General features: G+C 63.2%; 15 protein-coding genes. 8 read left to right on the top strand and 7 right to left on the bottom strand.

Translation table 11 applies throughout. The features are described from left to right. Positions 1–223: 223 nt before the first annotated feature. The 3 genes from G3N59_RS30455 to G3N59_RS30465 all read left to right on the top strand — a co-directional run bounded on the left by G3N59_RS30455 (position 224) and on the right by G3N59_RS30465 (position 2,222). The gene (locus G3N59_RS30455) at positions 224–958 is read left to right on the top strand and encodes an energy transducer TonB (protein WP_205986545.1); all 735 of its coding nucleotides are present in this window, start codon (positions 224–226) and stop codon (positions 956–958) included. 85 nt (positions 959–1,043) lie between these two features. Next, positions 1,044–1,784 carry a MotA/TolQ/ExbB proton channel family protein gene (locus tag G3N59_RS30460; RefSeq protein WP_205986546.1) on the top strand — a complete coding sequence of 247 codons (741 nt, stop codon included), beginning with the start codon at positions 1,044–1,046 and terminating at the stop codon, positions 1,782–1,784. An 18-nt stretch (positions 1,785–1,802) separates the two neighbouring features. Next, complete coding sequence (locus G3N59_RS30465) at positions 1,803–2,222, top strand: biopolymer transporter ExbD (protein ID WP_205986547.1); 420 nt, start codon at positions 1,803–1,805, stop codon at positions 2,220–2,222. 448 nt (positions 2,223–2,670) lie between these two features. Here G3N59_RS30465 and G3N59_RS30470 read toward each other — a convergent pair whose 3' ends face one another. Next, positions 2,671–3,711: a LysR family transcriptional regulator gene (locus G3N59_RS30470; protein WP_241024451.1), complete on the bottom strand. Its 1,041-nt coding sequence runs from the start codon at positions 3,709–3,711 to the stop codon at positions 2,671–2,673. 122 nt (positions 3,712–3,833) lie between these two features. Here G3N59_RS30470 and G3N59_RS30475 point away from each other — a divergent pair, with 122 nt between their 5' ends. The 4 genes from G3N59_RS30475 to G3N59_RS30490 all read left to right on the top strand — a co-directional run bounded on the left by G3N59_RS30475 (position 3,834) and on the right by G3N59_RS30490 (position 6,257). Further along, entirely contained in the window at positions 3,834–4,715 is an 882-nt protein-coding gene (locus tag G3N59_RS30475) for a pirin family protein (RefSeq protein ID WP_205986548.1), read from the top strand. 163 nt (positions 4,716–4,878) lie between these two features. Beyond that, complete coding sequence (locus G3N59_RS30480; RefSeq protein ID WP_205986549.1) at positions 4,879–5,292, top strand: OsmC family protein; 414 nt, start codon at positions 4,879–4,881, stop codon at positions 5,290–5,292. 31 nt (positions 5,293–5,323) lie between these two features. After that, the gene (locus tag G3N59_RS30485; protein ID WP_205986550.1) at positions 5,324–5,809 is read left to right on the top strand and encodes an SRPBCC family protein; all 486 of its coding nucleotides are present in this window, start codon (positions 5,324–5,326) and stop codon (positions 5,807–5,809) included. 193 nt (positions 5,810–6,002) lie between these two features. Next, positions 6,003–6,257 (top strand): hemin uptake protein HemP, encoded by a 255-nt coding sequence (locus G3N59_RS30490; protein ID WP_205986551.1) that lies wholly within the window; start codon positions 6,003–6,005, stop codon positions 6,255–6,257. 394 nt (positions 6,258–6,651) lie between these two features. On the opposite strand, the gene G3N59_RS30495 is transcribed toward G3N59_RS30490, so the two are convergent. The 6 genes from G3N59_RS30495 to uvrB all read right to left on the bottom strand — a co-directional run bounded on the left by G3N59_RS30495 (position 6,652) and on the right by uvrB (position 12,955). Further along, the gene (locus tag G3N59_RS30495; RefSeq protein WP_205986552.1) at positions 6,652–7,059 is read right to left on the bottom strand and encodes a heme-binding protein; all 408 of its coding nucleotides are present in this window, start codon (positions 7,057–7,059) and stop codon (positions 6,652–6,654) included. 130 nt (positions 7,060–7,189) lie between these two features. Continuing rightward, the gene (locus tag G3N59_RS30500; protein WP_205986582.1) at positions 7,190–8,584 is read right to left on the bottom strand and encodes a 4Fe-4S binding protein; all 1,395 of its coding nucleotides are present in this window, start codon (positions 8,582–8,584) and stop codon (positions 7,190–7,192) included. A gap of 26 nt (positions 8,585–8,610) precedes the next feature. Then, the gene (locus G3N59_RS30505) at positions 8,611–9,456 is read right to left on the bottom strand and encodes an FTR1 family protein (protein WP_205986553.1); all 846 of its coding nucleotides are present in this window, start codon (positions 9,454–9,456) and stop codon (positions 8,611–8,613) included. A gap of 104 nt (positions 9,457–9,560) precedes the next feature. Beyond that, complete coding sequence (locus tag G3N59_RS30510) at positions 9,561–9,893, bottom strand: cupredoxin domain-containing protein (RefSeq protein WP_205986554.1); 333 nt, start codon at positions 9,891–9,893, stop codon at positions 9,561–9,563. 95 nt (positions 9,894–9,988) lie between these two features. Beyond that, positions 9,989–10,537: an iron transporter gene (locus G3N59_RS30515; RefSeq protein ID WP_205986555.1), complete on the bottom strand. Its 549-nt coding sequence runs from the start codon at positions 10,535–10,537 to the stop codon at positions 9,989–9,991. A gap of 336 nt (positions 10,538–10,873) precedes the next feature. Next, on the bottom strand, positions 10,874–12,955 hold the full coding sequence (gene uvrB / locus G3N59_RS30520; RefSeq protein ID WP_205986556.1) for an excinuclease ABC subunit UvrB: 2,082 nt from the start codon (positions 12,953–12,955) through the stop codon (positions 10,874–10,876). Positions 12,956–13,329: 374 nt separating this feature from the next. Between uvrB and G3N59_RS30525 the strand changes: the two genes are divergently transcribed. Beyond that, a complete protein-coding gene (locus G3N59_RS30525) occupies positions 13,330–14,529 on the top strand; it encodes an amino acid aminotransferase (protein WP_205986557.1) in 1,200 nt (399 codons plus the stop codon). Positions 14,530–14,617 lie beyond the last annotated feature (88 nt).

Raw genomic sequence — 14,617 nt, forward strand, 5'->3', positions numbered from 1 at the left:
TCGCCCAAACGCTCAAGGCATCGAGCGCTTTATCGCCGACAGCAAGCCAGTTTCACGACCAGCCAGCTAGCCCTCGCACCTTTCTCTGGAGGATGGGATGGAATTGCTGATCGGATTTGTGACCACCGTGTGCATCTCGCTGTTGATCTTTCGCCCATAAAGCTGCCCGTAGCGACGCGTTGCCTGCCTTTTGCGCCGTCGTCTGCAGGGCGGCCACGCTAACATGCAGGCTTCTCAAACCACCGCCCAAGCGCTGACGTTCCCCGCCTTGCGCACGAACCGCCGAGTCGTGACCGCGACGGCGATCGTGCTCGCGCTGCACGCCGCGCTCATCGCCGTCGTGCTCACGCACCACGACGACGCCAAGCCCATCGCGCTCGAATCGCAATCGATCACGGCCGAACTGCTCAAGCCCGAGCCGGTCGCCGCGCCCGCCGCGATTCAGTCCACGCCGACTCCGCCGCCGCCCAAGCCGGTGCCGGTCAAGCGCGAAAAGCCCAAGGCCCAGCCGAAGCAGAAACCGACGCCCACGCCGCCGTTGCCCGTCGCCGCTGCGCCTTCGCAGCACGCGATCGAAACGCCCGCGCCCGCCGATCCGTCGCCGCCCACGCCCGCCGCGCCCCCGCCGCCACAAGCCGCCGCTCCGGCGCCGGCCAAGCCGGTGATGGCGCTGTCCGCACCGAAGAACGTTTCGCACCTCGACTGCCGTATCGTCGAGCCGGATTACCCGACGCTCTCGAAGCGCCGCGGCGAAACCGGCACCGCGCTCGTGCACTTCGTGGTGGGCCTGACCGGCAAGATCGAGAACATCGAACTGCGCAAGTCCAGCGGCTACAGCCGTCTCGACGACGCGGCGATGGACGCGATGCGCAACAGCTCCTGCAAGCCATACCTGGAGGATGGCCAGCCGGTGCGCGCGGCTTACTCGCAACCGTTCGATTTCAGCCTGCACGATTGATCGCGCGGGTTTCGGGCACGCTGCCGGCGCGGCGCGTCTGAATGAGAATCACACTGTTTTGATGAATTGAATTAAAGGAAAAAACATGCAGAACTACGGTATCGCTCACGTCTGGGCGCAAGGGGATTTCGTGACGCGCGGCATCGCGCTGGCACTGTTCATCATGTCGGTGCTGTCGTGGTGCGTGATCGTCGTGAAAGGTTGGAACGTCGCGCGCCTCAAGCGCCAGACCAAGAACGCCGAACAGCAGTTCTGGCACTCGGACGATCTCGCCGATGGCGTTAAGAAGCTCGGCAGCGGCACGCGCGAAGACAACCCGTTCCTCGCGCTCGCGCTGTCAGGCCAGGAAGCCGCCGATCACCATCACCAGACGCAACCGCATCTGCATGACCGCATGGACGTGTCCGACTGGGTCACGCGCTGCCTGAAGGACACGATGGACGAATCCGTCGCGAAGATGCAATCGGGTCTCGCGATCCTCGCCTCGATCGGCAGCACGGCGCCGTTCGTCGGCCTGTTCGGTACGGTGTGGGGCATCTATCACGCCCTGCTCTCGATCGGCGCATCGGGCCAGACCTCGATCGACGCAGTGGCGGGTCCGGTCGGCGAAGCGCTGATCATGACGGCCTTCGGTCTGTTCGTGGCGATTCCGGCAGTGCTCGGCTACAACGCCCTGACGCGCGCCAACAAGGCCATCGTCACGAAGCTCAACCGCTTCGCGCACGGCCTGCACGCTTTCTTCGTGACGGGCGCACGCCTGTCGTCGACGGCCAAGGGCAGCAACGCGGGCAACGGCAACCTGCGCGTCGCCGCACGCAACCATTAATCGGCGGAGGCAAGCAACATGGCGATGAGCCCTTTTGCCAGCGATGACGACGATGGCCTGATGAACGAAATCAACATGACGCCGCTCGTCGACGTCATGCTGGTGCTCCTGATCGTTTTCATGGTGACGATCCCCGTGATCCGTCATGCCGTGAAGATCGACCTGCCGCACGCGAGCAGCCAGAAGGAAGACACCAAGCCCGCGCAGATCAATGTGTCGATCGAAGCGGACGGCACGGTGCTGTGGGACGGCAATGCCGTCAGCGACGACCAGCTCACCGCGAAAATCGCGGCAGCGGCGCAGCAGGAACCGCAGCCCGAACTGCACCTGAACGCGGATCGCAAGGTCCAGTACGAGAAGGTGGCGCAGGTGATGTCGGCGGCGCAAAGCGGCGGTCTGACGAAGCTCGGCTTCGTGACCGATCCGGCGCACAAGTAACACACCGCTTGCTTTCGCAGGCACCGAACGCGCGGCTCACCGGCCGCGCGTTTTCTTTTGCGGCAAATTATTTCGGATACCGAATAATCAGAGCGCAAAGTAAAAGGCCTTCATCGTCGGATGAAGGCCTTTTTTCGAGCGCACGCGGCGCATTCGGGCGGTGGCGACACTCCCCGACAATCGCTCGGTTCACGTCGGCACATGCGACTGCCGTGATCGACACGGACTGCGCGTTCAGCCCTGAAGGCTCGCTATGATAGCGGCCATCTGTTCCCGCACAAGACCGGTGCTTGGCGAGAGGACTTCAATATATGCCTCTCGCTCGCCCGCTTCAAGACTTTGCCCATTGAAAGTAACGATTGCCGGCGACGCTTAAATGCCTAAACGCAAATGCACGATGTTCGCAAAGCTCTCAAACATGGCGATGACGTAACAAAAAGCCTTGTTTTCAGGCCGTTTCGATGTTGCTCGTGGACTTGGTGCGAGGCAAACCCGACGTCACAGGCGGCTGCGTCTGAACACCATTCTTCGCCATCAAGGCTGCAACATCGCTTCTGAGCGGACATTCCTGCTGCAGGCTTTTGTCGGCATCGAGCACTTCGACGAGGTAATCGACAAACGCGCGCACGGCCGGAACCATGCCCTGACGCGAGAGGAATACCGCATACAGTTGCGGCACCGGCAGCGTCCATCCCGGCATGACCGGCGAGAGCTTGCCGGTGCGCAGCGCGGCGCCATACATCATCTCCGGCATTGCGGCGATACCCAGACCTTGCAGCGCGGCTTCGCGGATCGTCGTGAGATCGGCGCTGATGAGACGCGGCTCGTGTTCGTGCGAATGGCGCGTGCCGTCCGGCGCGATCAGATGAAAGACATGACGGCCGTCGCCAGTGGGCGTATCGAGTGTTTCGAAGCGGGAGAGATCGTCCGGCGTGAGCGGCGGCGCGTTCTGCGCCAGCAGGCTGGGCGCACCCACCAGCATCTGCTCGGTGCGCCACAGCGGACGCACGACGATGTTGGCGTTCTGCGGCGGCTCCGAGCGCACCCGCAGGGCGATATCTACCGAATCCTCGAACAGATCGATCACACGATTGGTCACGCGCATCACCACCCGTACCTCCGGGAAGCGATGCATGAATTCGGGAATGATCTGCGAAAAGATGGTCTGCGACAGCGTGACCGGCACGCTCACGCGCACCGTGCCGCGCGGCGACGAACGCAGCGACTGCACCACGTTCACGGCGGCCTGCGCCTCCGCGAGCATCGCGCGGCAGTGCTGGTAGAACAGCTCGCCCGCTTCGGTGAGCGCGAGCTTGCGCGTGGAGCGCTGCAGCAGACGCACGCCCAGCGACGCCTCCAGCTCGCTCACGCGGCGCGACAGCCGCGACTTGGAAATGCCGAGCACCCGCTCGGCCGCCGAGAATCCGCCGTGTTCGACCACCTGCGAAAAGTACATCAGGTCGTTCAGGTTGTGCGAATCGATTTTCATGTCGTCGTTCCAGCGATGGGACAATCCATTGCGATCAGGCGGTCAAACAGGCCAAATCGGCTACCTATAATAGCGGTTTGTTTCGCATATCGCGCAATTCCCATTTTTTCGAGGTGATATCCATGTCGGCCGTCCGCTCGATCGCCCACGTTTTTCCCGCGGTTCGTACAACCGAGGGCGGTGGGTTCGTCGTCCATCGTCCCTTCCCTACCCGTCAGCTGATGGATTTCGATCCGTTCCTGCTGCTCGACGAGATGGGCCCCACCGACTACGCGCCCGGCGCGGCCAAGGGCGCGCCCGACCATCCGCATCGCGGCTTCGAAACCGTCACGTATATGCTCGCGGGCCGCTTCGGCCATAAGGATTCGGTCGGCCATTCGGGCACGCTCAATCCCGGCGATGTGCAGTGGATGACGGCCGGCGCCGGCGTGATTCACAGCGAGATGCCCGACCCCGAATTCACGCGCACGGGCGGCCGCATGCACGGCCTGCAACTGTGGGTGAACCTGCCGGCATCGGACAAGATGATCGCGCCGCGCTATCAGGAAATGCCGCACGCGGGCATTCCGCAAGGGCGCTCGGCCGACGGCAAGGCCACGGTGAAGGTGATCGCGGGCGAATCGCTGGGCGCGAAGGCGGCCATCGAAACGCGCACGCCCATCCTTTATCTGCATTTCACGCTGGCGCCCGGCGCGCGCGTGGAGCAGCCGGTGCCGCATGCGTGGAATGTGTTCGCCTACGGGATTTCGGGCACGGCGCAGTATGGCGCCGAAGGCGAAGCGATCGCCGCGCAGCAGATGGTGGCCTTTGCCGGCGACGGCGAAACCGTCACGATCGCCGCGCCCGCCGATGCGAGCGAAGCGGTGGAAGTGCTGCTGATCGGCGGTCTGCCGCTCAACGAGCCGGTGGTGCGCTACGGCCCGTTCGTGATGAATACCGAGCAGGAAATCCGCCAGGCGGTGCTCGATTACCAGGCCGGACGCATGGGGCGGATTGCGCATTGAGCGATGCGAGCTGACATCGAGCGGCCCCGGCACGCCCTATGCGCGCCGAGGCTAAGCCACAGCCCGCGTCGCTTTTTGTCACAATAAGGTTTTGCTGGCCGCGCGCCGGACTCCGGTCTGGGCGCGGCCGTCTCCATTCAACCGTTCCGTCCGCGAGGAGCGCATGGCCGACACCGCAGTCACCGCACACGCAGTTACAGCCCATATCGGCTCGACCAACTATCAGGTCCAGTTCGACGACGGTACTCACACGTGGATCGCCGATGAACCGGCGACGCTCGGCGGCGGCGACCGCGGGCCCACGCCCTTCTCCCTGCTGCTGTCGAGCCTGGGCGCGTGCACGACCATCACGCTGAAGATGTACGCGCAGCGCAAGGAGTGGCCGCTCGAAGGCGTGCGCGTGAAGCTGTCGATGGAAACCGGCAGCGAAGGCACCACGATCGACCGGCAGATTGCCCTCGAAGGCCCGCTCTCGGACGAGCAGCGCGAGCGTCTGTTGCAGATCGCGAACGCCTGCCCGGTCCACAAGATCCTCACGAACACGATTCACATCCGCTCGGGCCTCGTGGCCGCGTAAGCGCGGACGGACATCACAGGAAGCCGTCGCCTTGAATTTCGAACACCTTATCCAGATCAACGATCCGACCAACCCGCTCGTGCTGCCCATGACGCGCGAGCAGTTGTGGGAAGGCCTCGTGCTGCGCGCCGAACAGCCGCAGCTCTTCGTGCTCGGCCTCGACAGCTGCACGATTCTCTCGCGCGAAGGCGATGTGCTCGAGCGCGAACTGCACTACGGTCAGGCCACGGTGCGCGATCGCGTCACGTTCACCCCTCACGCGAGCGTGCGCTACGACATCCTCGCGACCGCCGACTACGTGGGCGGCTCGCTGACGATGACGATCGAGGAACCCGACGCGCAGCAGCTTTTTCTGCGCTTCGAATACAGCACGACGCTGCCGACCGCCGATTCGGGCGAGCAGCATGAGACATCGGAGATCGTGAAGTCGGCCTACCGCGAGTCGGATATCGACACCGTGCGGCTGATCCGCCAATACGTGCAGGGTCCGGGCGAGCCGGAAGCGCCGCTGCACTAAAAGTTTTGCCCGCTGGCAACCCATCCCGCACGCCCGGCCTCGCGCCGGGCGTTGTTTTTTCAGGGATAAACGCGCGCATCGGGCATAAAGCTATCGCTACCCGATTTCGATCAATTTATCGCAATTGAAAATAAGAACAATTATCATTTAGAATTCATTCATCGAATCGAGACACAGACAGACCGTCACGTTCATGACTGAATTCAACCGCTCATCGACTCTTAGCCTGCGCCGTTCGGGTTCCGCGTTGACCACCACGCGAGCACCCAAGGCAGCCGCACCGGCCAGCGTCACGCGCAACACGGAAGCCGCCAGCGCGCCCAGCAACGAACGCTCGCTGGACAGCACGGCCCTTTTGCAAGGCCGCAGCCATGTGAGCATCCTGCACAACGGCGAGACCTATCAGCTGCGCGCCACGCGTCTGGGCAAGCTGATTCTCACCAAGTGAGGTGGTAGTTTTTTAGTACCGGGTATTGTGGGGACCGCCTCCATCGAGAGGCGTTGGGCAGTAGCCAGCAACGACGGCTTGCACGCGAGATCTAGACCCCTTCGTGCACACATCCTTCAAGCCGGCCGTCACAGCAAGCCAAGCCATTTTTTTGTTCTCACCTTTGACTACGGGAGCGGCGCGTGAAGCGTAGCCGCCCTGGGCGAGAGCCGCGGCAGAGTCCGCGGCTTTTGTTTTTGCCGTCGAGGCATGCTGCATGGGGAAGGCAGCGGCGGTTCGCGTTTTATCAGCAGCGATACCGAGCCGCGATTATAACCGCGACCTCCCCCTACTCGTAAACCCTTTCGTTGATCTGAATTTCATCGGCGGCGGTGCGACGCCTGCCCGACCGCGCTCAATCGATGTTCAGCGCCGCGATGCCCGCCTGCGCAATCGCCGCATCCTGATCGGATTTCACGCCCGACACGCCCACCGCGCCGATCACATCGCCCTTCACGACGATGGGCACGCCGCCTTCGAGCATCGCCGGCAGCGGCGCGCTCAGAAACGCCGTGCGGCCCTGGCGGATCACATCTTCGTACACCTTGCTTTCCTTGCGCCCCAGCGCGGAGGTGCGCGCCTTGCCGTGGGCGATTTCGGCGCTGATGGGCGGTGCGCCGTCGAGGCGGCGCAGGTACAGCAGATGGCCGCCATCGTCGACGATCGAGATCGTCACGTTCCATTCATTCGCGCGGGCGTGCGCGACGGCTGCGTCGGCTACCCGGATCACATCTTCGTCGGTCAATACTGCTCGCGTTCGCATGCGTGTCTCCGAAAAGTCAAAAACCGGGTGACGGAACGTCGACCCGGTTTTTTGAGAGTAGCACCCACACTTGCGCTGCGACGCCCCGATGCGGCGTATACCGCCTATATCAGCAGCACCGGAAAAATGCTCAACGCGTCCAGCCCCAGAACATCAGCCACCAGGCGCTATCGACCACCGCGAGTGCGAGCGCGAAGCCCAGCATGGCGAGGCCGCGCTGCCAGAAGCGCGTGCTGTAGCGGCCCGTCACGCGCCAGGCGAGCCACGCGCTCCACAGATTCGTGATGACGAGAATCGCAATGCGCACTTCGGTCGCCCAGTCGAGCGGCACGTGTTCGGCGCGCAGCAGCGACAGCGTCGTCGCCGACAAACCGAGGAACACGCCCGCGCCCGCCAGCGGAATCAGCGACTGCGCGAAGTGATGCAGACGGCGCATTTCGAAGCGGCCGAGCGTTGCCGTCGACGCCGCGAGAATCGCGAACAGCGCGGTGCCGTAGACCAGCCCCGTGGCGACGATATAACCGACGATCATCGTGCCGTCGAGCCACGAGAACACATCGTTCTGCTCGGGGTAATGCGTGAGCAGGAACCAGGGCGCGTTGGTCTCGAGCGGCCAAGTGATATCGCGATCGATCAGCCAGCCCGCGAGCCACTGCTTCATGGCGATAAACCACGGCGAGCCGGTCCAGTGAAATGCACCGATGGCAATACCAAGCAGTCCGTACAGAATCAGCGCGGTATCCCAGCCATCGGCCTGGCTGTCGCCGAGTTCGACGACTTCTTCGGCCGGCGAGCGCCACGTCAGCGCAATCGCATCGCGGTGACCGCTGCAACGGCCGCACATATGGCATTGCGCGGCGCCCTTCATATTGCGCAGCGGCACCAGCGGCGCGCAGTTGACGGGAATCACACGATGCCCGCCGTGCTCGCCGTGCGTGTACGAGTTGCGCCACGCGTCTTCATCGACCTTGAAGCGGAACGGAGCGAGGCGCGCCAGAAGCGCAAAAACCCCGTTCACGGGGCAGAGATATTTACACCAGACGCGCTTCTCGCGTCCGTACAGAAAGCCGATCACCATCGCACCGAGCGTCGATCCGCCCAGCACCAGCAACACCGCCTTCGGATACTGGTAGACGCTCACCATCTGTCCGTAGATGGTGGTCAGGCCGAAGGCCACGAAGGGCCAGCCGCCCCAGCGCATCCAGCGTGGAATCGCGCGGCCGCGGCCGAACTTGCTGGCGAATTCGGTGAGCGCGCCTTCGGGGCAGAGCACGCCGCACCACACGCGTCCGAGCATCACCATCGAGAGCAGCACGAACGGCCACCAGATGCCCCAGAACACGAACTGCGCGGCGAGCGTCAGATTGTTCCAGAGGTGCGAGGTATCGTCGGGCAGCGGCAGCACCGCGGGTACGAGAATCAGGAACGCGTAGACGGCGACCACGACCCACTGCACGCCGCGAATGATCGCGCCGTGCCGTTGCATCCATTGGCCCGCCTGGGCCAGCCTGCCCTGCCGCCGCATCCCGGGCGGCTGGGCCGATGCACAACTCATGCTGCTTTCCTTTTGCTCACTGCGGCGTTACGGCCGCTGGCGCGGCGCGCCAGGAACCACACCACGAGCCAGTACACCGCGTAAGCGATCAGGTTCATCAACGCCGGATGGGCGCGGTAACCGGTCAGCGTCGCGACCAGCGAACCGAAGGTGCTCGAATCGTCGAGGATCATCGACGAATTCCAGACCTGGTCGACGATGGTCGGCAAGACTTCCTTGTCGATCAGCTTGTCCACGCCGGTCTGGAACAGGCCCGCGCCGAGGAACAGCAGCATGATTTCCGTGACGCGGAAAAAGAGACGCCACGAGAACACCTTGCCGCCCAGTTGCAGGAGATAGAACGTCAGGAACGCGAGGCCCAGACCGAGCAGCACGGCCACATACTGGCTCGCATCCACATGGCCCGACTGGCCGAAACCGAGGCCGTACAGGAAGATCACCGTTTCGCTGCCTTCACGGGCGATGGCCAGCGCGACGAGCACCGTAATGCCCCACCAGTTGGCATCGCGCGTGGTCTTTTGCAGCGACTCTTCCATCTCGCGCTTGAGCGTGCGGCCGTGCTGCTTCATCCACAGCACCATCTGCACGATCAGCACGCAGGCCACCAGCACCATGCCGGTCTGGAAGTAATCCTGGGCGTCGCCCGACAGCACTTCCGTGAAGCCGACCAGCGCCGCGCCCAGCGCAACCGCCGCCAGAATGCCCGCACCGACGCCTGCCCACAGATACGGCAGGCCGCGACGCGCATCGGCGTCGCCGTTCTTCAGCCACGCATACAGAATGCCGACGACGAGCAGCGCTTCCACGCTCTCACGCCAGACGATGAACAATACCTGACCCATTCAACACCTCCTGCCGCCGGCTTTCGCGCCGGCCGCGTACTGACTTTGCAACGCCGATTTCATGTCGTCGCGCCTGTCACGGCGCAACACGCATCTGGCAACGCTTATTTGGCAACAATCACGCCCTGCGCCTGCTGATGAAAATCGTCGAAAAACTTGTACTCGCCCGGATCGAGCGGCGCGATCACCACGAACGAATCCGCACCCGGCGCCAGCACCTTCTCTTTACGCAACTGGACACTTTCGAACTCGGCCGCGCCCTTACCCACATTGCGCACCTCGATCTTGATGCGCTTGCCCGCCGGCACTTCGATGCGCGCGGGGTTGAGCTTGCCGTCGTTCATGTCGAGCTTGAAAGTCGGCAGATCTTCGGCGTGCGCGAGCGACGCCACAGAAGCCAGTGCAAACAGCGCCGCAAACTTACGCAATCCAGTCATCAGTGTTACCTGTTCCTTGATGTCCGCGATGGACTTCACGCTCGCCGCGCACTAAACAATACCTGCGCATGCGCGGCGAACCTGGTCGGGCGTGCTTAGTAGCCGCCCTTCTTGCCGATGCCCGCGAACGGGAAATCGTACTCGACCGTGATGGGCTTGAACCACGGACCCACGCCGGTTTCCTTGTCGACGTGACGGCCGAAAGCCATGTGGCCCATCTGCATCGGCGCTTCGACGATCATCTTGAGGTGGTACTTGCCGGGACCTGCCAGCTTGACGTTGTCGCCGTAATGCGGACCGTCGTTAGCGACCATCGGCATCAGGTCGCCCTTTTGCACGTAGCTCGAACCCGGCTTGGTCAACTCGTAGTGCACCTGCAGGTACGGCATCCAGTCGCCTTCGGCGAAACCGGTCGGGTTGTTCTTGACCGCGTGAATGTCCGTTTCCAGGTGGATGTCGGAATCCGACGCCTTGCGCATCATGCCTTCCGGTTCCATCGTGATCGGCTGCAGATAGACCGCGCCGATCTCCATACCGCCCTGAATCACCTGCTTGCCGATCGGGTACTCAGCCGCTTGAGCCGAGAACGCTGCAGCCGCAGCCGCGATGACGGCAGTGCCGCGCACGAAAGAATGGATCCGCATCGAAACTCCTGATTTTTTTATGAGAGGTACCACCGAATCATCGAGTGCATCTACGTAAAAACGTTAATGCGAACAATTCTCAATAATGGCGAAGTTTAACACCGAAGCCGATGGGGAACAAATTGATGCGTGAGGAAAACCCCTTCGCAGCAGGGTTTTAGCAGCGTTGCGTTAACGCATGCTTACGGCAAGCTGGCATTTTAATTTCAGCGTGCGTTTAAGAGCGGGCGGCGCTTGCTTCATGCGCGCGCAAGACGATAAAAAGGGCGCTGACGGTCGGTGACCGCGCGCCCTGCTCTCTCTACCTTGCCGCAGACAATCCCGTCGGCCCGGACTTCAAGCCGGATGATCGCCCACGTTCGCCCCGAACACGCGCTGGCGCAGCACCGCCAGCTGGTCGCGCGCCTGCGCGGCCTTCTCGAATTCGAGATTCTTCGCGTGGTCCATCATCTGCTTTTCGAGCTTCTTGATTTCCTTGGCGATCTGCTTCTCGGACATATCCTCGAACTTCGCGCGCTCCTGCTCCTCGCGCAGTTCGGCGCGCGCATCGTCCACGTTATAGACACCGTCGATGATGTCCTTGATGCGCTTGACCACGCCGCGCGGCACGATGCCGTGTTCTTCGTTGAAGGCCATCTGCTTGGCGCGGCGGCGCTCGGTTTCGTCGATGGCTTTGCGCATCGAATCGGTGATGCGGTCGCCGTAGAGAATCGCCTTGCCGTTCACGTTACGCGCGGCGCGGCCGATCGTCTGGATCAGCGAGCGTTCGGCGCGCAGGAAGCCTTCCTTGTCGGAATCGAGAATCGCCACCAGCGAGACTTCGGGAATATCCAGACCTTCGCGCAGCAGATTGATCCCGACCAGCACGTCGAAGGTGCCCAGGCGCAGATCGCGGATGATTTCCACGCGCTCGACCGTGTCGATGTCGCTATGCAGATAGCGCACCTTGACGCCGTGATCGGCGAGGAATTCGGTCAGCTGTTCGGCCATGCGCTTGGTGAGCGTGGTGACCAGCACGCGCTCGCCCACGGCCACGCGTTCGTTGATCTCGCCCAGCACATCGTCCACCTGCGTGGAAGCCGGACGCACCTCGATCACCGGATCGACCAGCCCGGTCGGCCGCACCACCTGCTCGGCGATCTGGCCCGTGACCCGCTTCTCGTAATCGGCGGGCGTGGCGGAGACGAACACCACCTGGCGCATCTTGTGCTCGAACTCGTTGAACTTGAGCGGCCGGTTATCGAGCGCCGAAGGCAGCCGGAAACCGTAATCGACCAGATTTTCCTTGCGCGCGCGGTCGCCGTTATACATGCCGTTGAACTGGCCGATCAGCACGTGCGATTCGTCGAGGAACATCATCGCGTCGGGCGGCAAATAGTCGACGAGCGTGGGCGGCGGCTCGCCGGGCATCGCGCCCGAAAAGTGCCGCGAGTAGTTCTCGATGCCCTTGCAGAAGCCCAGTTCCTGGAGCATTTCCAGGTCGAAACGCGTGCGCTGTTCCAGCCGCTGCGCTTCCACGAGCTTGCCTTCGGCGTAGAAAAATTCCAGCCGGTCGCGCAATTCGGTCTTGATGGTTTCGACGGCGCGCAGCACGGTTTCGCGCGGCGTCACATAGTGCGACGACGGATAGACCGTGAAGCGCGGAATCTTCTGGCGCACGCGGCCCGTGAGCGGATCGAACAGTTGCAGCGTTTCCACTTCGTCGTCGAACAGTTCGACGCGCACGGCCATTTCGGCGTGCTCGGCCGGAAAAATGTCGATGGTGTCGCCGCGCACGCGGAACGTGCCGCGCTGGAAATCCTGCTCGTTGCGCGAATACTGCATCGCGATCAGGCGCGCGATCACCTCGCGCTGGCCCAGCTTGTCGCCCTGACGCAGCGTCAGAATCATCTTGTGATATTCGGACGGATTGCCGATACCGTAGATCGCCGACACCGTCGCCACGATCACCACGTCGCGGCGCTCCATCAGGCTCTTGGTCGCGGAAAGCCGCATCTGCTCGATGTGCTCGTTGATCGACGAATCCTTCTCGATGAAGAGATCGCGCTGCGGCACATAGGCTTCCGGCTGGTAGTAGTCGTAGTACGAAACGAAGTACTCGACGGCATTGCGCGGGAAGAATTCGCGGAATTCGGAGTAAAGCTGCGCGGCCAGCGTCTTGTTCGGCGCGAACACGATCGCCGGGCGACCCAGGCGCGCGATGGTGTTGGCCATCGTGAAGGTCTTGCCCGAGCCCGTCACGCCCAGCAGGGTCTGGAACGACAGGCCATCGCCCACGCCTTCGACGAGCGTTTCGATCGCCGTCGGCTGGTCGCCGGCCGGCAGATACGGCTGGTAAAGCTGGAACGGCGAGTCCTCGTACTGGACGAATTTCGACTCGTCGAGCGCGGGGGCGTCGGCGACGGTGTGGTCGGACATGGGGGACATCCTGTGCGCGGAGCAAACAAACATTCTAGCGTTTCGCCACCTGGCGGGCGCGAGACGCTTTCTGGCGTGGGCGGAGCGGACAACTTCGTGCAGATGGGGCTGCCAGCGCGGTGCTGCAAGAGGCGAAGCGCGCATTTCCGGCACCAGGCGGGGATGAGATCGCACGACCGTGCGGGCATAAAGGCCACGCTGGCGTCACAGTCGGCGAAAAACCGGCTTGAGGATTCGTTACAATAGCGCGTTGCGTGGCCGGCCGCCTCGCGCTCCTTCGCTGCACGGGGCGCACCAGAAGTCATACGAGACGATCAGAAACACCCGCGGCGCGCGGACCACCGAGCTTCTTCCTTCACTTTTGCCGAACCATCATGTCCCTCTTTTCCGCTGTCGAACTCGCCCCCCGCGACCCGATCCTGGGTCTGAACGAAGCCTATAACGCCGATGCGCGCGCGACCAAGGTGAACCTCGGCGTGGGCGTGTACACCAACGAAGAAGGCAAGATTCCGCTGCTGCGCGCCGTGCGCGAAGCGGAAAAGGCCCGCGTGGAAGCCGGCCTGCCGCGCGGCTACCTGCCGATCGAAGGCATCGCCGCCTATGACGCCGCTGTGCAGAAGCTGCTGCTCGGCGACGACTCGCCGCTGATCGCAGCCGGCCGCGTCGTCACGGCGCAGGCAATCGGCGGCACGGGCGCGCTGAAGATCGGCGCCGACTTCCTCAAGCGCGTGAACCCGGCCGCCAAGGTCGCGATCAGCGATCCGAGCTGGGAAAACCACCGCGCCCTGTTCGAAAGCGCAGGCTTCGAAGTGGTCGCCTACCCGTACTACGACGCGCAGACCAACGGCGTGAACTTCGAAGGCATGCTCTCGGCGCTGAACGGCTACGCCGCCGGCACGGTGGTCGTGCTGCACGCGTGCTGCCACAACCCGACCGGCGTCGACCTCACGATCGACCAGTGGAAGCAGGTCATCGAAGCCGTCAAGTCGCGTGGTCTGGTGCCGTTCCTCGACATCGCCTATCAAGGTTTCGGTGACGGCATCGCCGAAGACGGCGAAGTCGTGCGCCTGTTCGCCGCGTCGGACCTGAACGCGTTCGTGTCGTCGTCGTTCTCGAAGTCGTTCTCGCTGTACGGCGAGCGCGTCGGCGCGCTGTCGATCCTCACGTCGAGCAAGGAAGAATCGTCGCGCGTGCTCTCGCAGCTCAAGCGCGTGATTCGCACGAACTACTCGAACCCGCCGACGCACGGTGGCTCGGTGGTCGCAGCCGTGCTCGGCTCGGTTGAGCTGCGCGCGATGTGGGAAGCAGAACTTGGCGAAATGCGCAACCGCATCCGCGCGATGCGTACGGGCCTGGTCGAGCGTCTGGCTGCCGCCGGCGTCGACCGCGACTTCAACTTCATCAACGTGCAACGCGGCATGTTCTCGTACTCGGGCCTGACGGCTGCGCAAGTCGACCGCCTGCGCGAAGAGTTCGGCATCTACGCCGTCAGCACGGGCCGCATCTGCGTGGCTGCGCTGAACACGCGTAACCTCGATGCAGTCGCCAGCGCTGTTTCGGCTGTGCTGAAGTAAGCCACATGCTTTAACGCCAGATCAGGCGAAAGCGCGATAAAAAAGGCGTCCGTTCGAAAGAACGGGCGCCTTTTGTTTTGCTGCCGGG

The sequence above is a fragment of the Paraburkholderia sp. Ac-20340 genome (genome assembly GCF_017104965.1).
In the GTDB taxonomy this organism is placed as follows: Bacteria; Pseudomonadota; Gammaproteobacteria; order Burkholderiales; family Burkholderiaceae; genus Paraburkholderia.